The organism is Hymenobacter piscis (genome assembly GCF_018760735.1).
Lineage (GTDB): Bacteria > Bacteroidota > Bacteroidia > Cytophagales > Hymenobacteraceae > Hymenobacter > Hymenobacter piscis.
In genome coordinates this window covers 37,643-61,508 of the sequence record NZ_JAHHZN010000023.1, presented here as the reverse complement: position 1 = coordinate 61,508, position 23,866 = coordinate 37,643, and the positions used below count along the sequence as shown (strand labels likewise).

Sequence of the window (23,866 nt, the reverse complement as noted above, 5' to 3'; positions counted from 1 at the left end):
GGCGGGTTACAGGTCGGATACGTGGGCCAGATCCGCGGCCGGAGCGCCGGGCGCCTCGTGCGACATGGCCGGGTTGTGGCGCTTGGAAGCCGGCGAGAGGTGGTCGGCTTCACTGAGCTCGTGCTCATCGGGGCCGTGCTGGATCTTCTTGGTGAGCAAATACAGAAACAGGGCGAACAGCAGGGCGTACACCAGCGTGAACAGAATCAGCGAAAACCACACCTGCCCCGCCGTCACGGCCTTCGACAGCGCGTCGGAGGTGCGCAGCAGCCCGTACACCACCCAGGGCTGCCGGCCTACTTCGGCCGAGTACCAGCCCAGCTGATTGGCCAGCTGGGGCAGCAGCACAGCCCCCACGAATACGGCCAGCAGCCAGCGCGTCTGCCAGAGCCGGCCGCGCCAGAGCAGCCAGCTGGCCAGCAGCGTCAGCCCGATCAGGGCCATGCCGATGGCCACCATCAGGTGGTAGGTCTGGAACACGAAGTTGACCGGCGGGCGGTCCTCGGGCCGGAAGCTGCGCAGGCCCTTCACCGGCGCCTGCGGGTCCTGATGCAGCAGAATGCTCAGCCCCCCGGGTAGGGCCAGCCCTTTAACGGTTTGGGTTTTATTATCGACCCAGCCCAGCAGGTATAGATCGGCCGGGGCCGAGGCGGGGTAGTGGCCCTCGAAGGCGGCCAGCTTGGCGGGCTGATTCACGCTCACGCCCTCAGCCGAGCGGTGGCCGGTGAACAGCTGGCCCAGGCCGGAGAGGGTGGCCACCAGCAGCGCAATCCGGAAGGCTGCTTTCGAGCTTTCCACGAACCGCCCGTTCAGCACGTACCAGGCACTCACGCTCAGCACCAGAAACGAGCCGGCCAGCAGCGAGCCGATAAGCACGTGCGAGAGCCGGTCCACGCTGCTGGGATTGAAGACCATGGCCCAGAAGTCGGTGACTTCGGCCCGCGCCGTCAGGCCCGCGCCCACGATGTGGAAGCCGGCCGGCGTCTGCTGCCAGGAGTTGGCCACCACAATCCAGACGGCCGAGAACATGGAGCCCAGCGCCACCATCACGGTGGAGAGAAAGTGCACCCAGGAGGGCACCCGGTTCCAGCCAAAGAGCAGGATGCCCAGAAAGCCCGATTCCAGGGCGAAGGCGAAGATGCCCTCGGCCGCCAGCGCCGAGCCGAAGATGTCGCCCACGTAGCGCGAATAGGTGGCCCAGTTGGTGCCGAACTCGAACTCCATGACGATGCCCGTGGCCACGCCGATGCCGAAGATGAGGGCAAAGATGCGAATCCAGAACCGCGTGAGCCGCTCGTACATCGGGTTGCGGGTGCGCAGGTACTGGCCTTCCAGCAGCACCAGCACCACCCCGAGGCCGATGCTCAGCGGCGGGTAGATGTAGTGGAAGGCTACCGTAAAGGCAAACTGAATCCGGGACAGAATTTCAACGGACATGGCAGCAGTAGAAAGGCAGCAGTAGAAAGTCGGATGCGGCAGAAGTACCGCTTTAGCTCATCAGCTGGCGGCTACCGGCTCTCCTGCGAAACGCAGCGCCAGTAGCTGCCAACCGCAATCAGTTGACCAGTTCCGACGGCTGACGAGCTGGCGGAGTGCTCGGGCGCCGCCGGGTCAGCCCGGCCGCTACCTTGGGGTCGTAGTCGATGCCGGCAAACAGGTAGAGCATGACCATGCGTGAGTAGCGGAACGATAAGGGCACCAGCAGGACGGTGGCAACCGCTACCCCTGTCACGTACACCCACGTGGCGGGGTCGTGGCCGAGCACGTAAGTGGCAATCCCCACGGCCACGACGATGGCCACGGAAAAGGCGTAGCTGATGTACATGGCGCCCCAGTAGAAACCCGGTTCGGGCTCATAGTGCTGCCCGCAGGCCGGGCAGGCTTCGTGCATATTCTGGAAATGAGCCAGGTGGAAGGCGGAGGTTTGGAAAACGCGCCCCTGGTGGCAGCGCGGACAGCGCTGCGCGGCGAAGCCCAGCAAGGAAGAAGACAGTGCCATAACGTGGAATTGTTAAAAAGAGACTTTCTCCCGGCAGGAGAGAGCCGGGCCTTATTCAACTGCCTTTTTTTCGTAAGGCAGATTCGACGAGGACGTTTGGGAAAAAGGAACGTGTTGCGGAATGAAGTCTTCTTCCGCGCCGGGCTTGCTGTAATCATACGGCCAGCGGTGCACTGCCGGGATGGCCCCGGGCCAGTTGCCGTGGCCTACTTCTACGGGCGTAGTCCATTCCAGCGTGTTCGAGTTCCACGGGTTTTCAGTAGCCCGGCGGCCGCGCCACATGCTGTAGAAGAAGTTGAACAGGAAGATAAACTGGGCAAAGAATACGGCAATGGCCGCCACCGAAATGAACTTGTTCACGTCGGCAAACTGCGAGAACATGTCAAAGCCCGTCCAGGCGTAGTAGCGGCGCGGGAAGCCGGCAATGCCGATGTAGTGCATCGGAATAAAGGTGAGGTAGGCCCCGGCAAACGTAAGCCAGAAGTGCAGGTAGCCCAGCCGCTCATCCATCATACGCCCGAACATCTTGGGGTACCAGTGGTAGATGCCGGCAAACATGCCGAACATGGCCGACGAGCCCATTACCAGGTGAAAGTGGGCTACCAGGAAGTACGTGTTGTGCAGCTGAATATCCAGGGCCGCGTTGCCCAGCACAATGCCCGTCAGGCCACCCGCTACGAACAGGGATACGAACCCTACGGAAAAGAGCATGGCGGACGTAAACCGAATGTTGCCGCGCCAGAGCGTTGCCAGCCAGTTGAAGCTCTTCACGGCCGAGGGTACGGCAATCATCAGGGTCAGAAAAACAAACACCGAGCCCAGGAACGGGTTCATGCCCGTCACGAACATATGGTGGCCCCACACCACGAAGGAAAGCAAGGAAATGCCCATCAGGGAGCCAATCATGGCACGGTAGCCGAAAATAGGCTTGCGGGAGTGGGTCGCCATAATTTCCGATACCATGCCCATGGCCGGCATAATGATGATGTACACCTCCGGGTGACCCAAAAACCAGAACAAATGCTGAAACAGCACGGGGCTGCCGCCCGTGTTGGGCAAGGCCTGGCCGGCAATGTAGATATCGGACAGGAAAAACGAGGTGCCCAGCGACCGGTCGAAGAACAGCAGCAGCACGGCCGCCAGCAGTACCGGAAACGAGAGCAGCCCCAGCACGGCCGTGAGCATAAAGGCCCAGATGGTCAGGGGCATTTTGCTCATACTCATGCCCTGGGTGCGCAGGTTGATGATGGTGGTAATGTAGTTGACCCCGCCCAGCAGCTGCGAAACGATAAACAGGGCCATCGATACCAGCCACATGGTCATGCCCATACCCGAGCCCGAGATGGACTGCGGCAGCGCGCTCAACGGCGGGTAAATCGTCCAGCCGGAGGCTGCCGGCCCGGTTTCGATGAAGATGGAGCTGAACATGACGGCGCTGGACACGAAGAAGAACCAGTAGGAGAGCATGTTCATAAAGCCCGAGGCCATGTCGCGGGCCCCGATCTGCAGCGGAATCAGAAAGTTGGAGAACGTGCCGCTCAGGCCGGCCGTGAGCACGAAGAACACCATGATGGTGCCGTGCATGGTCACCAGGGCCAGATAGAACTCCGGGTTGAGCTTGCCGGCCTCAATCCACTTGCCCAGCAGCGGCTTGAGCCACTCCATGGTACCTTCCGGCCAGCCCAGTTGCAGCCGAAACAGCGTGGATAAGGCGCCCCCTACCACGGCCCACAGTATCCCGGTGATCAGAAACTGCTTGCCAATCATCTTGTGGTCGGTGCTGAACACGTACTTGAACAGCCAGTGCTGCTCGTGGTGCTCGTGGTGCTCGTGCGTATCAGCTTGCTCGTGCGGCAGCGTAGCCGGACTGGTCGCCGGAGCTGCCGGCAGAGCGGCCCCGCTGTTGGAAGGCAGTTCCGGAGAAAGATTGGGGGTGTTTTCCATGACTACGCAAAAGAAAAGACGGAAGGATCGGGTTGTTAGTGCGCCGCGCGGGCTGCCAGGCTACCGCTGGCGCGCACGGTAGCGGAGGAAACGGCGGCCGTTTGGGCCGGCAGCAGGGTGGGTTGTGCCCGCAAGGCGGCCAGCACCTCGGGGTTTTGGGATGAGAAGGACTTTTGCTGACCAAACCAGGCCACGTAATCATCCGGCTCATCCACTACCACGATCATCTTCATGGCAAAATGCCCCCGGCCGCACACCTGGTTGCAGGCCAGCTCATAATTGAAGTTGGGGTTGCCCGTCTGCGCGCGCATTTCGTCCGTGGTTTTGGTGGGAATGAACCAGAAGTTGGTGGGCATCCCCGGCACGGCGTACATCTGCAACCGGAACTGGGGCATGTACACCGAGTGCAGGACGTCGCGTGAGCGAATCTTGAGCATGATCGGGTGGCCCTTGGGAATGTGAATCTCCCCGGCCGTAAAGTCGTCGAGCCCCCGCTTATCGCTTAAATCGAACCCAAACTCATTTACCGCGTCAATCAGGCGGTAGTTGACCACCCCCAGTTTCTGGTCGCGGCCCGGATAGCGCACCAGCCAGTTAAACTGCTTGCCCATTACCTCCAGCACCACCGCGTCCTTGGGAGCCGGCCCCGTGATACGGCTCCACTGCTTCCAGCCCGCGAATACCAAACCGGCAAAAACAATGGCCGGAATCAGCGTCCAGATAACTTCCAGACGATTATTGTGCGAGTAGAAAAATGCCCGCTTCCCTTCTTTGTGCTGATACTTGTAGGCGTACACGAACAGGAATACCTGCACGAGCACGAACGCCACTCCCAGGATGATCATGGTCGTCCAGAACAGCCGGTCAACATCAGCTCCGTGCACGGAAGCAATTGGAATATCGAGCCGGGAGTAGCTACTGACGGCCGACCACGCCAGCCAGGCGCCCCCGCCAATCAGGAATACCAGCATCAGCGCCGCATTGACGCGGTTACCCCAGCCAATGTCGCGGGTGGAGTTGCCGGAAAAGATGGAGGTCAGCAGCTGGAGCCGGAGAAGCAGGGCGAATACGACCAGCAACAGAACCACTACCAGCACAATACCAAGGACTGTCATAAAAAAGAAGGAGAAGAGATGGAAGTGCCGCGCCGCAAACACCGGCCGCGAAGCCATTGGCTGCGACCCGGAGACCGTTGTTAGCGGACGAACCGGAGAAGCCCGGACCACACCGTAGGCGTCGTCGGCTACACCAGTTTTCTGAGCCAGACCAGCAGGAGAGCGGCCGTGGTAGCGAGGGGAATTGCCAGCCAGACCAGACGCTCAATGAAAAGCAATGGAAAAGAGAGGGCCGCTTTTTTCATATGCCGGGGGCTGATTACGCACCAGGTAATACGCTAGCGAAGGCCAAGGCTTATCTGGTACATTTACAAATGTACAGCCTGTGATAATGCGTATAAAGACACAAAACAGGGAATATATCCCACATATCAACGATTGTCCCGGAATTGTTCCGGGGTGATGCCCGTGCGCTTGCGAAAGAAGCGGCCGAAGTAGGAGGCATCCCGGAAACCCAGGTCGGTGGCAATCTGCTTCACGGGCTGCTCGGAGTGCACCAGCAGCCGCTGGGCCTCCACCTGCACCCGCCGCTGAATCAGGTCGCTGGCCGTGTGACCCCGCTGCTGGCGGCAAAGGGCATTAAGGTGGTTAGGGGTTATATTCAGCCACTGCGCATAGGCCTGCACGGTTTTCTCGGCGCGGAAGTGTTGCTCGAGCAGGGTTTCAAAAGCCCGTAGCTGCTGGGCCTGGCGTGGGTTGGCCCCACCCGGCGTATCGTCGGCCTGGGCGTAGCGGGCCGCCAGTTCCAGCAACACGTACAAACAGGCCCGCAGCACTTGCAGGCGGTTGTCAAAGTAGCTTTCCGATTCCTGGAGCACTTGTTCCAGTAAGCTGGGAAACGGCGGATGCTGGGCGGGCAGTTGCACGAGTGGAGCCCGCAACGACTTGAAAAATGGGTATTCGCGCAAGCGGCTGGCCGGGTAGCTGTGCAGGTAAAAGGCTTCCTCAAAGAAGAGCAGGTAGCCCGTACAGTCGGCGCTCAGATCCCAGCTGTGCATTTGACCTGGGGCCAGGAAAAACAGGCTGCCGGGCTGTACCGGATACGTCACAAAGTCGATGGTGTGCGTACCGGTGCCCTGCCGCACGTAGAGCAGCATGTAAAAGTCGTGCGTATGCGCCTTGTCAATGCCGGCAAAGCGGGCAATGAGGGTTTCCAGACGCTGGGCGTAGAATTCCTCCTGGCCCTGCCCGTCCGGGTAGGAGTCGATGCAATAAACGGGGATATGGGAGTCTTTCACGCGGATCTGGTACGTAGGCCGGGACAGCGAACATTTCTTAGGACAGGACGAAGGCGCTTCCGACTACGAGCAAACTGAACTGGGGCCAATTCGCACGCAAACCCAGTCGGGCAGTTGGCATGTCGGGAGAAAGCTACAAGTCGGAGCTACGGATGTACCAGCGCCCAGCCCTGGGCCTGACGAATAATCAGCTCCCCGTTGCCGGTGGGCACGTAGCTCACAAAGGGAAAAAGGTCTTCCTTGCTGATGTTACGCTCCCTGAGCGTATTCAGGCACTGGGCCAGAATCACGCCCTGTGCCTTTAGGGCCTGCAGCTCCGGCTCGTAGGGCTGGTCTTTGCGAAAGACGTTCGTGCCGCCGGCGTAGGCGACCAGCTCCATTTGCAGCTTGCCTTTCAGGCGCGGGTCCTCCAGCGCGTTCTTCATGTTGCGCAGCGTCATCTTGATCAGCTTCGGATCGTCGCTGTCAAGCTGATACACGACGTGGTAGTGGCTTTTGTCGGCGGTAGCTCCCGCAAAAGTACCCCGCTCGAAGGCCAGCTGATCGGCCGATGGTTTGAGAGCCTGGGCGGATGCTTCCAGGGAAAAACCGCTGACGAGCAGCGCGGCAAGCAGAAAACGGGTAGAGCTCATGACGGTAGAAAGGAAGTGAGAAGCGTACTGGGTCCGGGGGGAGTCAGCTAAACCGTGTGCAGAATAACGTAGAGGGAAATACTGGAAATCAGCATCCACAGGGTGATGCCGAGCACGTAGGGCCGGGGGCCTACCGCCCGTATGACCTTCGCTGACATGCCCGCCCCAATGAAAAACAGCGTCAGGGTCAAACCGATTTTGGCCAGCTGCACCAGGTAGGGGCTCAGGGGCCGCAGGGCCGGCACGAAGGTGTTGAGCAGCATGGCCGCCACGAAACCCAGGATAAAGTAAGGGATTTTCACCTGCACGTTCTTTTCCCGAAAGGCCAGGGCCGTGCCCAGCGCCACGGGGATAATCCACAGGGCGCGCGCCAGCTTCACGGTGGTAGCTACCTGCAGGGCCTGGTCGCCGTAGGCCGTGGCCGCGCCCACCACCGAGCTGGTGTCGTGGATGGCAATGGCGGCCCACAGTCCGAACTGGTTTTGCGTCAAGCCCAGCGCGTGCCCGATAAAGGGGAATGCAAACAGGGCCACGGCGTTCAGCACGAACACGGTACCCAGCGACACCGACATCTCTTCCTCGCTGGCGTGCACCACCGGCCCCACCGCGGCAATGGCCGAGCCCCCGCAAATGGCCGTACCGCAGGAAATCAGGTGCGTCACGCGCCGGTTCAGCTTCAGGGCCTGTCCCACTACGTAGCCCAGCAGCAGCGTCCCCAGGATGGAGGCCACGGTGAACAGCAGCCCTTCCCGTCCGGCCTGCACGGCCGCGTGGGCATTCATGCCAAAGCCCAGGCCCACGACCGAATACTGCAGCAGCCTAGCCGTCAGGGCACGGGTGCGCGGCAGGTAAGGGTTGCCCACCAGTAACGCCAGCAGCAGGCCCAGGCCCAGGGCTACCGGGGGCGAGGCCCAGGGGGTGAGGCAGAACAGGCCGCCCAGCACGAACAACACCTGCTGTAGGGTCACGCGCTTGCCCAGAACAGGGCGGGGCGTCAGCAGCAGCGGGGCCCAGTTCGATACCGGGGTGGTAGCCGGGGAAGTAGTAGCGGTAGGCATGAGCGGAGAAAGCGGATGGCAGCTGATTCGTAAGGTACGAGCAGTCGGGGCCCGCGCATAACTGCAAATAGTTATGCGCTATTACCTGTAGTTATAATGGCTGCAGTACCGGAGCTACAGTTGGGGATACAGCATGCGGCAAGTCAGCTAGAAATCGTAGTTGAGAATCAGGTTAAGCAGGTGCATATTCACTTTATTGACCACGTAGCGGGCCTCCCCGTAGGTGTCGCCCAGCCGGCCTTTGTGCACGTACAGCACCTGCCCGCGCAGGCCCCGGGCCCACCCCCGGAACGGATAGCTCAGGGAGGTATTCAATTGGCTGTAAGACGGCATGCCGTACTTGTTGAGGCGGGTATTGCGCACATCGGGCAGGTAATAATGGCCGTAGCCGGCTTCAACTTTAAGACCTGGTACCCGTGCAAACGAGTAGCTGGCCAGCAGGGCCGCCGCATCCAGCCCCCCGAAGCCCTCTTCCCGCTCCCGGGGCAGGAAGGTGTAGAATGGCTCGCGGCCCCACTCGCGCGGAAACAGAAAGCGCCCCGTGCGGGTGATGCGGGTGTAATTGCCGCTCACGCTCCAGGCCCCGCGCTGGTAGCCCAGGCGGGCGCTCAGGGCGTGGGCCTGCCGGCCGGGGGCGCTGTAGGCCAGGCGCGGGTCCGGGTTGCCGCCGCGGCCCACCGTGCGCTGGTAGTGGTACTGCGTGCCGCCGCTCAGTTGCCCCGCCCCGGCGGGCCGGGTAGCAGTCAGCTCCGCGAAGCTGGCATTGAACAGGTTGTCGGCGTAGTAATTCCAGGCCTGCACGGTGGTGCGCGCGCCCCACTGGTGCGTTACTCCCGCGACGCCGATGCCGCGGCTGCGCAACTGGCCCGCGTAGGCAGCCCGCTGGCCGGCTTCCGTTACGCCCATGGGATAGAGGCCCACCGAGCCGGCTACCGACGACCAGTCGGTAGTGGAGCGAACGGCCAGGTGCGTGAGCCAGCCGGCGGTGAGCGTAGTAGCGGGCAGCTCGCGGAATTCCAGCCACAGCCCTTGCGCGTAGTTGGGACTCAGGCGACCGTCCTGGGGGTTAAGCAGGGGCGTGGTCAGCAGCTGCCGGCCCAGCGTGAGGGTGGACTGCCGCCAGCGGTAGCGCAAAAACAGCTCCTCCGCCCGGCCGGTCAGCCGGCGCCGCGTGGGGTTGGTCACGTCAAAGAGCCCCACCTCGTAGCGGCTCACGGCCTGGGTGCGGGCATCCGGGGTGGCCAGGTCGTTGGACGCCAGGTTGGTCCAGAAAAAGCCGCCGGCCCCCAGCTGCAAGCCGTGCAACGGAGCCGTTTCAAACCGAACCCCGGCCCCGAGGCCATTGGCATAGTAATCGGGATGGCTGCCCTGATTGAGCGTGGCCATGAAGTAATTGCGGACCCGGCCGTGCCAGTGGCCCTTGCCGAAGGCCTCGGCCAGGGTGCGGGCGCGCACGGTGTCGGCAGCCGGCTGCGGCGGTGCGTAGGGCTTGGTCCGGTCGCGGCCGGTAGTGGGCAGGGTGGGGGCCGGCTGGGCCTGCTGCGCCCGGGCCGCCAGCGGCAGCAGCAGGCCCAGCCCGGCTGCTACCAAACGAAGGGAGCGAAGCATGAGCGGGAAAATTAGTTGGCGGCAGAGGACGTGGGGCGGGCGTCCTCAATGGGCTGGTAAGGCCCGAACTTGTGCTGACGCGCCGAAAAAGCATCGGCGTAGGGCCCGAACGGATGATCCACGGGCTTTTTGCGGATGTCGGGCCAGTCGTGGGGGGTGACCAGGTGGGGCCGGGGACGGGAATTGACGAAGGCAGCCACGTCCCAGGCCTGCGCATCAGTCAGCTGCGGATGGTCGAAGCTGGCCCCGTACGGCATGGCTGCTTTCACGTAGCGGGCCAGGTTGGTGACGCGGTACAAACCCGCCCCGTCGTTGTAGCTGCGCGGGCCCCACAGCGGTGGGTATTGGTATTCGCGCCCGTCGGCCAGCATCCTGCCTTCCCCCTCGAGGCCGTGGCAGCTCTGGCACTTGGCCGCAAACACGGCCCGGCCCACCTCCGGATCGGCGGCCCGGTCCAGGTAGGCCAGCTTCAGGAAGCCCGTGCCGTACACTTTTTTGCCCTTCGGAATGCCCTGTCCCAGCCAGTTGATGTAGGCCACGATGGCGCGCATCTCCCGGCTGCTGTCAGGTAAGGCCCGGCCGTTGAGGCTGCGCTCCAGGCAGTCGTTCACCCGCATTTGCGTGGTGACCAGCGTGCCCGAGCGGGCCCGCAGCTTGGGGTAGGTGGCGGCCACGGCCAGGTAGTTGTTGGCAAAGCCCCGGGTGCCCGCCTCAAGGTGACAGTTCTGGCAGTTCAGGCCGTTAGTCAGGTGCGCGACGGAGCCCTGTGGCCCCAGAAAACGGGCGGTGTGGGCAATCAGCTCGCGGCCGTAGCGGATCTGCCGGCCGGCGGCCGTGCGCGGAATCGTGGCCGTGTCCGGGGCCGGGGTGGCGGGCCGGTGGTAGCTGCCCACCGGGGGCGGCCCCTGACTGGCCTCATCGGCTACAGTGGGGGGCGATGAGGCCAGTGCGGGCCCGTAATAGCGGGTCAGTACGATGGTGGCTACCAGCACCAGCACAGCCGTCAGCAGCAGCAGCACGCGCACCAACCCGGACAGGCGCGCAACGATGGGTTCCTGAGAGGGCTCCATGAGAGGCGGAGGCTGGAAAAAGTAGTGAAGGAGAGGACAATACCCCGTACCGGCTACAGGGGTAGCCGCTCGCGCAGGGCGCTGTAGGCCCAGGTGCCGGCCAGGGCGGCCAGAATCAGCACGGCGGCCGAGGCCACGCCGCTGCCCAGCTGCGCGAACAGCGGGCCCGGGCAGGCGCCGGTCAGGGCCCAGCCCAGCCCGAAGATGGTACCCCCGATCCAGGTACCGTGGTTGAATTTCTTGTCGGCAATGCGAATGGGCTCGCCGTCCAGGCTTTTGAGGTGGTTGCGCTTGATGAGCTGGATGGAGAGCATGCCCACGACAATGGCCGAGCCGATGACCCCGTACATGTGGAAGGCCTGGAAGCGGAACATCTCCTGGATGCGGAACCAGCTGATGACTTCGCTCTTGGTCAGGATAATACCGAACAACACGCCCAGCACCAGGTATTTAAGATTTTTCATGTGAAGTAGCAGAAGAAGAGATTAAGAGCGGCTCGCCAGCAGGCGCACCACTTGGGCCGGGCCGGCGTGAAAGGCACCCTCGTGCAGCACCACGGCCGCTTCCTGGTTGTGCAGCACGTGCAGGGCGGCAAAGTCGCGGGCCAGATCGGCCGGCTCGTAGAGCAGCTCGGCCGCCTTGGGGCCGCCGGAAGCCAGGCCCAGTTGCCGGGGGCTGAAGGCCTCCAGCAGCAGGTGCCCGCCCGGGGCCAGGCTGGCGGCCGCCGCCGCGTGCACGGCCCGGCGGGCCAGGGGCGGCAGGTGGGCGTAAATCAGCCCGATGGCCTCGTAAGCGCCGGGCTGCTGCCAGGTGAGGTCCGTCAGGTCGGCTACCAGGTAGTTCAGGTGGACGCCCTGGGCCACGGCCAGGCGCTGGGCTTTGGCCCGGGCCTCGTCGCTGAAGTCCACGGCCGTGACCTGCCAGCCGCGCCGGGCGGCGTATACGGCGTTGCGGCCCTCGCCTTCGGCCAGCAGCAGCAGGCGTCCGGGCGGCAGCCGGTCCAGCTGCTGACGGAAGTAGGCGTTGGGCTCGGTGCCGTAGGCGTACTGCTCGCTTTCGTAGCGGGCATCCCAGAACTCAACGGGCAGCGAAGGAACGCTCATGGCAAGGGGAATTAGAACATCATCGGGTAGAACAACCAGGTCATGAGCAGCCCGCCCACGAAGAAGGCAATGACGGCCACCAGCGACACCCACTGCAGGTTGGAGAGGCCCGAAATGGCGTGCCCCGAGGTGCAGCCCCCGGCGTAGCGCGTGCCGAAGCCGACTAAAAAGCCGCCCAGCACCAGAAACACCCAGCCTTTCCAGTTCGAGAGGTTTTCCAGGGCAAACAGCTCCCTGGGCAGCAAACCCGAGAAGTCGGTCAGGCCCATCTGGGCTTTGAGGTCGCGCACGGTTTCGGCCGAAATGGCAATGGTGTCGGGGTGGCCCAGCAGCTGGTAGCCCACGTAGCCGCCCAGGCCGATGCCGAGCACAAACCACAGGTTCCAGATTTCGGCGCGCCAGTTGTAATTCAGAAACGGGATGCCGGCCGGCACGCAGGCCGCGCACACGTGGCGCAGCGAGGAGCTGATGCCCAGGGCCTTGTTGCCCACCAGCAGCAGGGCCGGTACCGTCAGGCCAATCAGCGGGCCGGCCACGTACCAGGGCCAGGGCTGACGAATCAATTCCAGCATAGAAAGCAGTTCAGAAGAAAAGTGGGGAAACGAAAGCCCGGCCGGCAGCAGGGCCGCCGGCCGGGCGGGTTGGCAGGTAACAGGCTGGGCGACCAATCTAGCGCACCAGCGCGTGGGGCCAGTCGAGCACGCCGCCCAGCAGGTTGGCCACGTCGGCAAAGCCGGCCTTGGTGAGCTGCGTGGCGGCCGTGGCCGAGCGGGCCCCGCTGCGGCAGTACACATAGGTGGGCTTGGTTTTGTCGAGGGCGGCCACGCGGCGGGCGAAGTCGGGGCCGGTGACATCGATGTTCACGGCCCCGGGCAGGTGGCCGCCGGCAAACTCGTCGGGGCGGCGCACGTCCAGCAGCGTAACCGGGTGGCGGCGCAGCCCTTCAGCAAACTGGGCGGGCGTCAGGTTCTGATAGGCCGGGGCCGAGGGTTTCAAAAAGTCAAACATGGCAAACGAGAAAAGGCAAATGAGCAAGGCGGCGGACAACCGGGGCCACCGTTTCCCCCAGGCGCGAATCAAGACTTCCCTAATGGGCTGCCGAAGCCGACTGGAACGACTTCACGGCCTCGCCCAGGTCGTAGACCGTAGCCTCCTCGGGCAGCGCGTCGGCCACGATGCTGGAGCCCGCCGCCGAGCGGTAGCCGCCGGCGCAGTGCACCACCACGGGCTTACCGGAGGGGATTTCAGAAGCCCGCTCCCGCAGCTCGGGCAGCGGAATGCTCAGGGCGCCGGCAAAAATGGGCTCGTCGCGGTGCTCGGTAGCGTTGCGGATGTCCACGATGGTGTAGTTCTCGGGATGCTGGCGGAAAGCGTCCACGTCCAGCTGAGGAATCGTGGCCTCGGTCGCCGGGGTACCCACCAGCGCGCCTTTAATCAGGGCTTCGTACCCGATTTTGGCGGTTTTCTGGATCAGGTCCTCGAGCGTGGCCTCGTCGGCGGCCAGCAGGTAGAACCGCTCCTCGGGGCCCACGATGGAGCCCAGCCAGGTTTCAAACTTGCCACCCTGCTGGATGTTGATGGCGCCTTCTACGTGGCCCTGCTTGAACTCGGCTTCAGGGCGCGAGTCGACAACGACCACGCCGGCCTCCAGCTCGGTGCCGGCTTCCAGGCGCGGCACCTGCTGCACGCTGGGGGCGTAGGCGGGCGCGCCGGCTTTGTTGAGGGCCACGTCGTAGCCGAAGTACTTAGGAATGAAGGGCTGGTCCTGGAGCAGCTCGCGCACGAACTCTTCCTCGCTCATGTCCCGCAGCATGGGGTTGCCGAACTTCTCGTCGGCGATGGTGCTGCTGTTGGCCCCGCTCAGGGCCTTGCCGCAGAGGCTGCCCGCGCCGTGGGCCGGGTACACCAGCACGGTGCCGGCCAGCGGCATCAGCTTGTCGCGCAGCGAGTGGTACATCTGCCGGGCCAGCTCCTCGCGCTTGGCGGTCATGTTGCCGGCTTTCTCGCGCAGGTCGGGGCGGCCCACGTCGCCGATAAAGAGCGTATCGCCGGTGAATACGGCCTCATCCTGGCCCTCACGGCTCACCACGATGCTGATGGAGTCGGGCGAGTGGCCGGGCGTGTTCAGGGCCCGGAACGTGAGCTTACCCACCGCAAACTCCTGGCCCTCATCGAAGGCCTCGTGGGCGTAATCGGCCCCCAGCAGCCGGCTCACGCGGATAACGGCGCCGGTCTGCTGGGCAATTTCCAGGTGGCTGCTCACGAAGTCGGCGTGGGGGTGGGTTTCGATGACGCTCACAATCCTGGCGTCATTGGCGTTGGCGTAGTCGTAGTAGGGCTGCGGGTCGCGGGCGGGGTCGATGAGCACGATTTCGCGGGCGCACTCGCTCAGGATGGCGTAGGAAAAGTGGGCCAGGCCCTTGTCTTCAAACTGTTCGATTTTCATAACGGCAAACGGGTTGAAAAAAGTGGAGTGGGAAAAGATGATCGGTTGCTGGAGGAGAAAAGATTACGCGTGACTGAACACCAGCTCGCGCAGCAGAATAAACGTGCCCATGGCCAGCGTGAACCAGCCGAAGGCCGGCTTGAGTTTGGCGCCCGGAATGAAGCGGGCCAGGTAGGTGCCCAGCACGATGCCGACCAGGGCAAAGGCCAGAAAGCCGAGCAGAAAGCTCCAGGCGATGGGGGTGCCCGCGCTCAAATCGCCGGTAAAGCCGATGAGCGAGTTCAGGGCGATGATGGCCAGCGACGTGCCCACGGCCAGTTTCATGGGCAGGCGCGCGCCCAGCACCAGGGCCGGGATAATGAGGAAGCCGCCGCCCGCGCCCACGAAGCCCGTGAGCGTGCCCACCACCAGCCCGATGCCTAGAATGAGCGGGTAGTTGAAGGCGTGCTTCTGGTGCAGCTCCTCGTCCAGCACCTGCTCGGCCTGCTTGCTGCGGATCATGGAGGTGGCGGCTACCACCATCAGCACAGCAAAGGCCACCAGCACCAGCAAATCCTTGGTGAAGACGAGGCTGCCGATGGTAAACAACTCGTGGGGTATAGCCGGCATCAGCAGCTTGCGCACGGCAAACACGGCCAGCAGCGAGGGAATCAGGAACACGATGGCTGTTTTCAGCGACACCAGCCCCTTGCGGAAGTAGCCCGAAGCCCCTACCACGGAAGTGCTGCCCACCACGAACAGGGAGTAGGCCGTGCTCAGCACCGGGCTCACGCCCATCAGGTACACCAGCACCGGCACCGTGAGGATGGAGCCACCCCCGCCCATGATGCCGAGGGAGAGGCCGATGAAAATAGCCGCGAAGTAGCCGAGGTAATGCAACATGGATGAACGAGTGAACGTATGTATTTATGAAGGTCTATTCATGTATTAGGGCCAAAAAAAGGCCGCCTTCCTACAGGAAGGTGCAGCCGGCCAGGCACTGAATCACGTCCACCACTTCGCGCATCTTCAGCGAGTAGAAGATGTTTTTGCCTTCGCGGTGGGAGCTGAGAATGCCCTTGAGCTTCATGCCCGTGAGGTGGTGCGAGGTCAGGCTCTGCTCCGAGCCCAGTTGCTCGCAGATGTCCGTCACCGACAGGCTTTGCTGGTTGGCCAGCAGCTGCACAATGGCAATGCGGGTGGGATGGGCCGTGGTCTTGAGAATAAAGGCCACCTTCTCCATCTTCTCGGTGGTCAGGTTCAAATCGGCGGAGGTGGTAGTCGGTGTCATAAGGCACAACAAATGTATGATCATTTGTTCATGTATGCAAATTTGTCGCTCTTGTTGGTTCCAAAATATTTCACGTTCGCATGCAGGCCCTTTCCACTACTTGTCCCATTACCACTTCATCCCGCTTCCCAGATCTGAAACGTTGGCTTTTGAAACGTCGGCTAATGCTAGGCGCAATTGTCCTGGCGGCGTCCTGGGTGCTGAGTAGCTGCCAGCGTGCGTTATCCCGCCAGGAGGCGGCTACGGTCAGCGGCTCCTTCACCATTCTGCACACTAACGATATCCACGGTCGGCACCGGCCCTTCGCCGTGAGCCCCGGCAACGCCACCGCCCAGACCGGCGACCCGGGTCGCAGCCCGTCCTCGTTTGAGCGCGCCGGGCAGGTCGGTGGCTTCGCCCACCTGGCCACGGCCGTGCAGCGAGTGCGGCAGGAGCGGGGCGCCGGCAACGTACTGCTGCTGGATGGGGGCGACACGTTCAGCGACGACTTGTTGGCCAACCTGACCAAGGGAGCGGCCAATATCCGGCTGATGAACGCGCTGGGCTACCAGTTCATGGCCTTGGGCAACCACGATTTCGACTACGGCGCGGCCCGCACCCGCGAACTGCAGCAGCTGGCCCGCTTTCCCATACGCGGGGCCAACGTGACGGACAAGGCCACCGGCCAGCCGTTTCTGGGTGAACCCACCCAGGTGTTTACCGTGGGCGGGGTGCGCGTGGGCGTGCTGGCCCTGGCCTACCACAATACGGCCCAGACCGGTAACCCGGACAACACGAAAGAACTGACGTTTAGCAGCGGTCTGGAGGCGGCCCGGCACTACGTGCCGGCCTTGCGCGCCCGCGCCGACGTGGTCGTGGTTCTCTCCCACCAGGGTACTAAGGTGGATGAGCGGCTAGCCCGCGAGGTGCCCGGCATCGACCTGGTGGTGGGGGCCCACTCCCACGACCGGATTGCGCCGCCCCGCCAAGTAGGTAAGGTCTGGGTGGTACAGGCCCTGTCGGACGCGGCTGTGCTGGGCCAGCTCACCGTGCAGGTGAAGGCGGGCAAAATAACCAGCGTCGAGGGCACCGCGCCCACCCTTTGGACGAAGGAATTTCCAGCTGACGCGACTATTGCGCAGCTCGTGGACTCGTTGCGAGCCCCGCATAGAGCGCAGTTGGAAGCGGTACTGGCCACCGCCACCGGCCGCATCGGGCGGCAGTACAAATCGGCCAGCCCCTTCGACCAGCTCGCTGGCGAGCTGCTGCGCGAGGCCACCGGTGCCGAGCTGGCTTTCCTGCCCGGCGTGGGCTATGGCGTGTCGCTGGAGCCCGGCCCCGTTACCCGCGAAATGCTCTACACGCTGCTTCCGCACCCTTCCAAACTAGTCACGCTGGAGCTGACCGGCGCGCAGGTGCGGCAGCTGCTGGAGCAAACGGCTACCAACCAGAACCCCGGCGACGACCTGGCGCGGGTAGGGGGGCTGCTGCAATCCAGCGGGCTGGACTGGACGGCTGACCTGAACCGGCCCGTGGGCCAGCGGGTGAGCGGGGTGCAGGTGAACGGGCAGCCCCTGGACCCGCAGCGCCCCTACCGGGTGGTTACGCACAACGGGATGCTCAGCGGCATCCACCGCTACACCACCTTCGCGAAGGGGCAGAATATTCAGAAGCTGGACAAGGGTGTGACGCAGGTGGTAGAGGCGGGGCTACGGCGGCGCGGTAGCCTAGCACCTCCAAAGCTGGCACGGGTGCAGGTGGTGGCGAAGTAAATATGTACTGCCGTCAGGCGGCGGGAGCCTGGCGCGCCGGGACCACTCAACCTGATTTTTTAGGCTAGTTGCCGGTGCTCGTGAATGGTAATTTGAGGCTGGCCAGCAACCATTGACCGTGCTGGCGCGCCTTTGCCCCGGTTGCGTTCCGGCAAAAGTGTGCACCTTTGCACCTGCACCCGTTGTCTATGTCTCGATTGCTGGCCCATTTGCTGTTGCTGCTTTATGCGGGAATTACCTTGCATTGCCAGCCGCTGCCTGCCCGGGTTCTGGCATCAACCCCGGACTACAGCAGCCAGCAGGAGTCGTCCCGAACCGGCCTCTGCAAAAAGAAGCTGCAGACGGTGCAGGCCGACCCCCAGGCCGACCAAGCGTCGGTGGTAAAAACCAAGCTGCTGCCGCTCGACCTCTCGCTGGGCGCTGACTTTCCGGCTCTGTATTTCGGCCTCCTGTTTCCGGCCGATGAGCCCCCGCTCAACCCTGCCCGCGGCCCGAATGCCGGTCCCGAGCTCTCGTTTGCCAACCACCCCAACAAGGCTCCGCCCGTTCGCTTTTCTTAGGAAAATGCGTTGTGGAGCCGGGTGCCTACCCGGTTAATTGCTTCCTGCTAGGGGGGCGGTAACCGGTTTTTTTATACCCTGGCCGGCCTGCCGCCTCATGCGGCACTCTTCCGTTGCCCCGGCTGCGGCCTCCGGGCAGCCCCACCTTTTCCTGAGAACCCCAGCAAATCTGCCCATCAACCGGCCGGCGGCACCCCGGTGTGCCCGGCCCGGATTTCTGTTCTGATTTCTCGGACCCTATGTTTTTCCCTTTTGTATCCTTTGCCCGGCTCCTGCCGTCGGGTAGTCGGCGGCTACTGATAGCCTTGCTGCTGGCGGGACCAGTCGGCCGGGCGCAACAGCTCCCGGCGAGGCCGGCTGCCGGCCGGCCGTTATCCCTGTCAGAAGCCCTGGAGCTGGCCCGCACCCAGGCCCCGCGTCTGCAGGCCAAAGCCTACCAGGTGCAGGCCGCCGAGGCCGACCTCACTCAAACGAAAACCCAGCGCCTGCCCTCCATGCGGCTCAGCGGGCAGGTGAGTTACGGCTCCACCAACGCCGTGGCCGGCACCATGCTGCCCATCGGCACCATCATCCCCAGCAGCGGCTCGCTGAGCGGGGTAAACTCCTACAATGCCGTGTTCGGCAGTATGGGCACGGCCCTGGCCGAATGGAGCCCGGTGACCTTTGGCCAGTACCCCGCCCAGCGGGCCCGCGCCGAAGCGGCCCGCGGCTACGCCCAGGCCGACGCCGACAACGAGCTGTTCACCCAGCAGCTGCGGGTGGCCCAGACCTACCTCGATTTGCTGGCTACCCAAAGTCTGCGCCGGGTACGCGAGCAGGACGTACGCCGGGTAACCGTACTGAAAAAGACCATCACCCGGCTGGCCCTGAACGGCCTGCGCCCGGGCGTAGACAGCACGCTGGCCCGCGCTGCTGAGGCGCAGTCAAAGCTGGCGCTGCTAACCGCCCGCGAGCAGGAAGCCGACCGCCAGGCCCGCCTTTCCACCCTGCTGGGCCAGCCCGGCACCACCTGGCAGCCCGATACGCTCTACAACCACACGCTGCCGCCCGCGCAGGTGCCGCCCACGGCCACGCACCCCACGCTGGGCCTGCAGCAGCGGGCGGTAGACCTGGGCCAGGCCCGCGAAACCGTCATCCGCCGCCAGTACCGGCCCCGGCTTTCCCTGCTGGGTGCCACCTGGGGCCGGGGCTCCGGCCTGGGCTACAACGGGCAGACCGACTACGGACTGGGCGGGGCCGCCCTCACCCGCTTCAATTACGCGATAGGCGTGGGCGTGGTGTTCGATCTGCTCGACTGGCCCCGCGTGCAGGCCCAGGCCAAGGCCGAAAACCTGCGCACTCAGGGTCTGCAGGCCGAATACCGCCAGCAGCAGCTGGAGCTCAGCAACCAGGCTTCCCTGGCCCGGCAGCGCCGGCAGCTGGCCGCCGAGCGCGCCCGTCAGGCCCCGCTGCAGCTCGCGGCCGCCCGCCAGGCTTACCGCCAGAAGCTGGCCCTTTATAACTCGGGCCTCGCCACCGTGGTCGACGTGACGCAGGCGCTGTACGGGCTGCAGCAGGCCGAGCAGGACCAGGTGCTCACCGCCAACGCCGCCTGGCAGGCCGTGCTGCTGCAAACCGCCGCCGCCGGCGACTTTTCCTTGTTTTTCACCCCCGTAACGCCCTAGCCGCATGTACGAACTCATCCGGTCGGCCCTGCAGCGGCCCCTCACCGTGGTGGTGGCCATGCTGGCCATCCTCTTTTTCGCCTTTGCCGCCGTGCGCGACATTGCCGTGGACATCTTCCCCGGCATGGACGTGCCGGCCATCTACGTGGCCGAGCCCTACGGCGGGCTCTCGCCCGAGCAGCTCGACGGCTTCATGGCCAACCAGTTTCAGAACAACTTCCTGTTCGTGTCCGGGGTCAAAAAGATTGAAACCAAAAGCATCCAGGGCCTGACCCTGATCAAGCTCTCCTTTTACCCCGGCACCGACATGGCCCAGGCCGCGGCCGAGGTGGCCACCCAGGTCTCGCGGGCCACGGCGTTTATGCCCACCGGCACCCTGCCCCCGCAAGTAGTGCGCTTCGATGCCAGCTCCCTACCGGTGGGTCAGCTGGTGCTGGAAAGCGAGAAAAGCTCCCTGACCCAGCTCCAGGATCTGGCCGCCAGCCGCATCCGGCCCATGTTCACCACCATTCCGGGCGTCACGTCGACGGCCCCGTTCGGCGGCAACATCCGCACTATCGTAGTCAAGGCCGACCCGGCCAAGCTGCGCGGTTACCAGCTCACGCCCGACGACGTGGTCAAGGCCATCGTCAGCAGCAACCAGCCCTCAGCGGCCGGCAACGTGAAGATGGGCGACGTGGCCTACATGGCCCCGGTGAACTCGCTGATTGAAAACCCGGCCGACTTTTTGGACGTGCCCCTGCGCACCGGCGCCGGACCCGGCGTGTATTTGCGGGATGTGGCCACGGTGGAGGACGCCGCCGACGTCACGACGGGCTACGCCGTCATCAACGGCAAGCGGGCCATTTATATGCCGGTCATCAAAAAGGCCGATGCCTCCACCCTCAAAGTAGTGCAGCAGGTCAAGGACAAGCTGCCCACCCTGCGGGCCCTGCTGCCCGAGGACGTGAAGCTCAGCTATGCCTTCGACCAAAGCACCTACGTGGCCAACTCCCTCAAGAGCCTCGTGACCGAAGGCATCCTGGGCGCGGTGCTCACCGGCCTTATGGTGCTGCTGTTTCTGCGCGACTGGCGCAGCGTGGTGATTGTAGTGACCACTATTCCGCTTTCCGTGTTGTCGGCGGTGATTCTGCTTCGACTCTTCGGGCAGACGCTCAACATCATGACCCTCTCGGGGCTGGCGCTGGCCATCGGCGTGCTGGTGGACGAGGCCACGGTGACCATCGAAAACATTCACCAGCACTTGGAGCGCGGCAAACCGAAGGCCCAGGCCATCTGGGACGCGGCCCGCGAAATTGCCCTGCCCAAGCTGCTGATTCTGCTCTGCATCCTGGCCGTGTTTGCGCCGGCCCTGATTATGGAAGGCGTGCCCCGGGCCATGTTCCTGCCGTTGTCGCTGGCCGTGGGCTTTGCCATGGTGGCCTCGTTTCTGCTTTCGCAGACGCTGGTGCCGGTGATGGCCAACTGGCTGATGAAGGACCATGTCCCGGCCGCCGGCCACGGTCACGCCGCGCCGGCTGAACAAACCGGTTTCTTCGCCCGCTTCCAGGCCGCCTACCAGCGCCTGCTTGTCCGGGCCCAGGGCCGGCAGCGGGGCGTGGTGCTGGGCTACCTGACCTTATCGGTGCTGGTTGTGGGCGCCGGGTTTGCTTTCATCGGCACCGATATCTTTCCTCAGGCTAATAGCGGGCAGTTTCAGCTGCGACTGCGCGAGAAGGTGGGCACCCGCCTGGAAAAGACCGAGCAGACGGTGGCGGCCGTGCAGGCCATCATCAATAAAGAAGTCGGCCCCGACAACGTGGAAATCTCCTCCACCTTCGTGGGCACCCAGCCGGCCAGCTTTGCCGTCAACTCGGTGTTCGTCTTTACCACCGGCCCCCACGAGGCCCTGATGCAGGTGGCCCTGAAGGAGGGCGTGCACGTGAAGCTGAGCCAGCTCAAGGAGCGGTTACGGAAACGCATCCACGAAGCGCAGCCGGGGTTACAGTTAAGCTTCGAGCCGATTGAGCTAGTGGAAAAGGTGATGAGCGACGGCGCGCCGACGCCCATCCAGGTAAACGTGGGGGGCAAAAACCTCAAAGAGGCCGCCGGCCACGCCCGCAAGGTGCTGGCCGAGCTCCGGCAGATTCCCTTCCTGCGCGACGTGCAGATTGCCCAGCCCTTGCAGTACCCGGCTTTGCGCATCGACGTGGACCGGGAGCGGGCCGCCCAGTTCGGGCTCACCAGCCAGGAAATTACGCAGTCGGTGGTGGCCGCCACCTCGTCCTCGCGCTTTACCAGCAAAAACCTCTGGCTCGACCCCAAGTCCGGCCTGGGCTACCAGGTGCAGGTGCAACTGCCCGAAGACCAGCTCACCCAGCTGCAGGATCTGGAAGCCCTGCCCGTCAAGGCCGGGCAGGCCCGCCCCACCATCGGGGAGGTGGCCACGGTGTCGGCGCGCATGATGCCCGGCCAGATTGACCGTCAGGGGCCTTATCGTTTGGTAAGTATCACGGCCAACGTGCAGGACCGCGACCTGGGCACCGCCGCCCAGGCCGTGCGCCAGGCCCTGCAGCAAGTCGGGGAGCCCGCGCGCGGGGTAATGGCGAATCTGGTGGGCCAGCCCCAGTTGCTGGAAGACACCATGAGCAGCCTGCAGACGGGCCTCGGTATGGCCATCGTGGTCATCTTTCTGCTGCTGGCGGCCAACTTCCAGTCCTTCCGCCTCTCGCTGGTGGTGCTCTCGGTGGTGCCGGCCGTGGTGGCGGGCTCCCTGCTGATGCTGCTGGCTTGTGGCGCCACGCTCAACCTGCAGTCCTACATGGGCATGATTATGAGCGTGGGCGTGTCGGTGGCCAACGCCATTCTGCTCGTCACCAGTGCCGACCATTTGCGCCACGAGCACCGCGACGTGCCGCTGGCCGCGCGCCTGGCCGCCGACACCCGCATCCGGCCCATTCTGATGACCAGCATTGCCATGATTGCCGGCATGCTGCCCATGGCCTCGGGCCTGGGCGAAGGGGGTGACCAGATTGCCCCGCTGGGCCAGGCCGTCATCGGCGGGCTCATCGCCTCCACGCTGGCCTCGCTGCTGGTGCTGCCCCACGTGTTCGGCTGGGCCATGCGCCGGGTGGGCTACGAATCCGGCTCCCTGCTGCCCGCCCGTACCCGACAGGCCGCTTAATCTTCTCTTTCTTTCTACTGAGTCTATATGAATGCCTTCCTGAAATTGATTGCCCATTCACCTCAACCTGCTTCCTTGTCACTGGTGGGCCTGCTGCTGAGCGGCGCGCTGGGCAGCTGCTCGTCCGGGGCCTCGGAGCCCACCGCTGAAAAGTCCTCTCCCGCCGCCCCGGCCGCTGTTACTACCTTCCGGCTCAGTGCCGCTCCGGCCGTGCGCCGGCTGCGGCTGCCCGCCGAGCTCAAGCCTTATGAGCAGGTTGACCTTTTCCCCCGCGTGGGGGCTTTCGTGAAACAGGTTATAGTAGACCGCGGCTCGCGGGTGACCAGAGGCCAGACGCTGGCCGTGCTCGAAGCCCCGGAGCTGGCCGCCCAACTGGCGCGGGCCCGCTCACGCTGGCAGGCGGCCCAAGCCAAGCTTTCTGGCACTAAGGCCAGCTACGAACGGCTATTGCGCACCAGCCAGGAGCCGGGCACCATCTCGCCCAATGACCTGGAGCGGGCCCGCGCCGAGATGCAGGCCGACCAGGCAGGCGTGCAGGCTGCCTATTCCGAGCTGCAGGCCAGCCGGGAGCTGAGCAACTACCTGGTGGTGCGCGCCCCCTTTAGCGGCACCATTACGGCCCGCAACGTGTCGGCCGGGGCCCTGGTGGGGCCGGGTGGGGGCCAGCCGGCTGCGCCCATGTTCTCGCTGGAAAACAGCCGCACCCTGCGCCTGGAAGTGGCCGTGCCCGAAGCCGCCGCCGGGCAGTGGCTGCAGCCCGGCGCTTCGGTGCCGTTCACGGTACCGGCCTTTCCCGGGCAGACCTTCACCGGGGTGTTCCTTCGCAACGCCAGCCGCCTGAGCCAGACCGTGCGCTCGGAGCTGGTGGAAATGGACGTGCCCAATGCCGACGGCCGCCTGAAGGCCGGCATGTACGCCCAGGTGCTGGTAGCGCTGCCCACCGATGCGAAAGCCGTAGCGGTGCCCACCTCGGCCGTATTCGCCACCCCGGACGCGCCCAAGCAGGCCCAGGTAGTACGCGTGCAGCAGGGACGCGCCCAGTGGGTACCCGTGCGCAAGGGCCAGCTGCTGAGCCGCGACACCGTGGTGGTGTTTGGGCCGCTGGCGCCCGGCGATGAGCTGATTCGCGAAGCCGCGGAGCAGGTGCCCGACGGCCAGCCCGTTACGGTTGCCAAAGACAAGCCCGCCGGAGTTTGATATATGAACGTTTTTTCATTTGTTTGTTGTTGCGCGTTTAAATCCTTT

21 protein-coding genes are annotated in these 23,866 nt (G+C 64.2%); 5 read left to right on the top strand and 16 right to left on the bottom strand.

Translation table 11 applies throughout. The features are described 5' to 3' along the window. Positions 1 to 6: 6 nt before the first annotated feature. The 16 genes from KLP40_RS18235 to KLP40_RS18160 all read right to left on the bottom strand — a co-directional run bounded on the left by KLP40_RS18235 (position 7) and on the right by KLP40_RS18160 (position 15,483). Positions 7 to 1,437: a cytochrome ubiquinol oxidase subunit I gene (locus tag KLP40_RS18235; RefSeq protein ID WP_215595266.1), complete on the bottom strand. Its 1,431-nt coding sequence runs from the start codon at positions 1,435 to 1,437 to the stop codon at positions 7 to 9. Between the two features lie 118 nt (positions 1,438 to 1,555). Further along, a complete protein-coding gene (locus KLP40_RS18230; protein WP_246558997.1) occupies positions 1,556 to 1,999 on the bottom strand; it encodes a DUF983 domain-containing protein in 444 nt (147 codons plus the stop codon). A gap of 51 nt (positions 2,000 to 2,050) precedes the next feature. Beyond that, positions 2,051 to 3,943 carry a cytochrome c oxidase subunit I gene (locus KLP40_RS18225; RefSeq protein WP_215595265.1) on the bottom strand — a complete coding sequence of 631 codons (1,893 nt, stop codon included), beginning with the start codon at positions 3,941 to 3,943 and terminating at the stop codon, positions 2,051 to 2,053. Positions 3,944 to 3,978: 35 nt separating this feature from the next. Further along, positions 3,979 to 5,058 carry a cytochrome c oxidase subunit II gene (locus tag KLP40_RS18220; protein WP_215595264.1) on the bottom strand — a complete coding sequence of 360 codons (1,080 nt, stop codon included), beginning with the start codon at positions 5,056 to 5,058 and terminating at the stop codon, positions 3,979 to 3,981. A 371-nt stretch (positions 5,059 to 5,429) separates the two neighbouring features. Then, on the bottom strand, positions 5,430 to 6,296 hold the full coding sequence (locus tag KLP40_RS18215; protein WP_215595263.1) for a helix-turn-helix domain-containing protein: 867 nt from the start codon (positions 6,294 to 6,296) through the stop codon (positions 5,430 to 5,432). Positions 6,297 to 6,442: 146 nt separating this feature from the next. Next, entirely contained in the window at positions 6,443 to 6,928 is a 486-nt protein-coding gene (locus tag KLP40_RS18210; protein WP_215595262.1) for a DsrE family protein, read from the bottom strand. Positions 6,929 to 6,975: 47 nt separating this feature from the next. Next, a complete protein-coding gene (locus tag KLP40_RS18205) occupies positions 6,976 to 7,986 on the bottom strand; it encodes a YeiH family protein (protein WP_215595261.1) in 1,011 nt (336 codons plus the stop codon). Between the two features lie 147 nt (positions 7,987 to 8,133). Further along, on the bottom strand, positions 8,134 to 9,594 hold the full coding sequence (locus KLP40_RS18200; RefSeq protein ID WP_215595260.1) for an OprD family outer membrane porin: 1,461 nt from the start codon (positions 9,592 to 9,594) through the stop codon (positions 8,134 to 8,136). An 11-nt stretch (positions 9,595 to 9,605) separates the two neighbouring features. Beyond that, entirely contained in the window at positions 9,606 to 10,664 is a 1,059-nt protein-coding gene (locus KLP40_RS18195; RefSeq protein ID WP_215595259.1) for a c-type cytochrome, read from the bottom strand. A 53-nt stretch (positions 10,665 to 10,717) separates the two neighbouring features. Then, positions 10,718 to 11,128: a DUF6691 family protein gene (locus tag KLP40_RS18190; RefSeq protein WP_215595258.1), complete on the bottom strand. Its 411-nt coding sequence runs from the start codon at positions 11,126 to 11,128 to the stop codon at positions 10,718 to 10,720. Positions 11,129 to 11,149: 21 nt separating this feature from the next. Further along, the gene (locus KLP40_RS18185) at positions 11,150 to 11,767 is read right to left on the bottom strand and encodes a class I SAM-dependent methyltransferase (RefSeq protein WP_215595257.1); all 618 of its coding nucleotides are present in this window, start codon (positions 11,765 to 11,767) and stop codon (positions 11,150 to 11,152) included. A gap of 11 nt (positions 11,768 to 11,778) precedes the next feature. Continuing rightward, a complete protein-coding gene (locus KLP40_RS18180) occupies positions 11,779 to 12,339 on the bottom strand; it encodes a YeeE/YedE family protein (RefSeq protein WP_215595256.1) in 561 nt (186 codons plus the stop codon). Positions 12,340 to 12,436: 97 nt separating this feature from the next. Then, complete coding sequence (locus KLP40_RS18175) at positions 12,437 to 12,775, bottom strand: rhodanese-like domain-containing protein (protein ID WP_215595255.1); 339 nt, start codon at positions 12,773 to 12,775, stop codon at positions 12,437 to 12,439. 79 nt (positions 12,776 to 12,854) lie between these two features. Then, positions 12,855 to 14,213 (bottom strand): MBL fold metallo-hydrolase, encoded by a 1,359-nt coding sequence (locus KLP40_RS18170; protein WP_215595254.1) that lies wholly within the window; start codon positions 14,211 to 14,213, stop codon positions 12,855 to 12,857. A 63-nt stretch (positions 14,214 to 14,276) separates the two neighbouring features. Further along, positions 14,277 to 15,095: a sulfite exporter TauE/SafE family protein gene (locus KLP40_RS18165; protein ID WP_215595253.1), complete on the bottom strand. Its 819-nt coding sequence runs from the start codon at positions 15,093 to 15,095 to the stop codon at positions 14,277 to 14,279. Between the two features lie 70 nt (positions 15,096 to 15,165). Beyond that, on the bottom strand, positions 15,166 to 15,483 hold the full coding sequence (locus KLP40_RS18160) for an ArsR/SmtB family transcription factor (RefSeq protein ID WP_246558995.1): 318 nt from the start codon (positions 15,481 to 15,483) through the stop codon (positions 15,166 to 15,168). A 164-nt stretch (positions 15,484 to 15,647) separates the two neighbouring features. On the opposite strand from KLP40_RS18160, the gene KLP40_RS18155 reads away from it, so the two are divergent. The 5 genes from KLP40_RS18155 to KLP40_RS18135 all read left to right on the top strand — a co-directional run bounded on the left by KLP40_RS18155 (position 15,648) and on the right by KLP40_RS18135 (position 23,818). Then, a complete protein-coding gene (locus KLP40_RS18155; protein WP_215595252.1) occupies positions 15,648 to 17,234 on the top strand; it encodes a bifunctional metallophosphatase/5'-nucleotidase in 1,587 nt (528 codons plus the stop codon). 188 nt (positions 17,235 to 17,422) lie between these two features. After that, positions 17,423 to 17,794: a hypothetical protein gene (locus tag KLP40_RS18150; protein ID WP_215595251.1), complete on the top strand. Its 372-nt coding sequence runs from the start codon at positions 17,423 to 17,425 to the stop codon at positions 17,792 to 17,794. A gap of 239 nt (positions 17,795 to 18,033) precedes the next feature. After that, entirely contained in the window at positions 18,034 to 19,458 is a 1,425-nt protein-coding gene (locus tag KLP40_RS18145) for a TolC family protein (protein ID WP_215595250.1), read from the top strand. A gap of 4 nt (positions 19,459 to 19,462) precedes the next feature. Continuing rightward, positions 19,463 to 22,621, top strand: a complete 3,159-nt coding sequence (locus KLP40_RS18140) for an efflux RND transporter permease subunit (RefSeq protein ID WP_215595249.1) — start codon at positions 19,463 to 19,465, stop codon at positions 22,619 to 22,621. A gap of 27 nt (positions 22,622 to 22,648) precedes the next feature. Next, the gene (locus KLP40_RS18135; protein WP_215595248.1) at positions 22,649 to 23,818 is read left to right on the top strand and encodes an efflux RND transporter periplasmic adaptor subunit; all 1,170 of its coding nucleotides are present in this window, start codon (positions 22,649 to 22,651) and stop codon (positions 23,816 to 23,818) included. Positions 23,819 to 23,866: the final 48 nt, after the last annotated feature.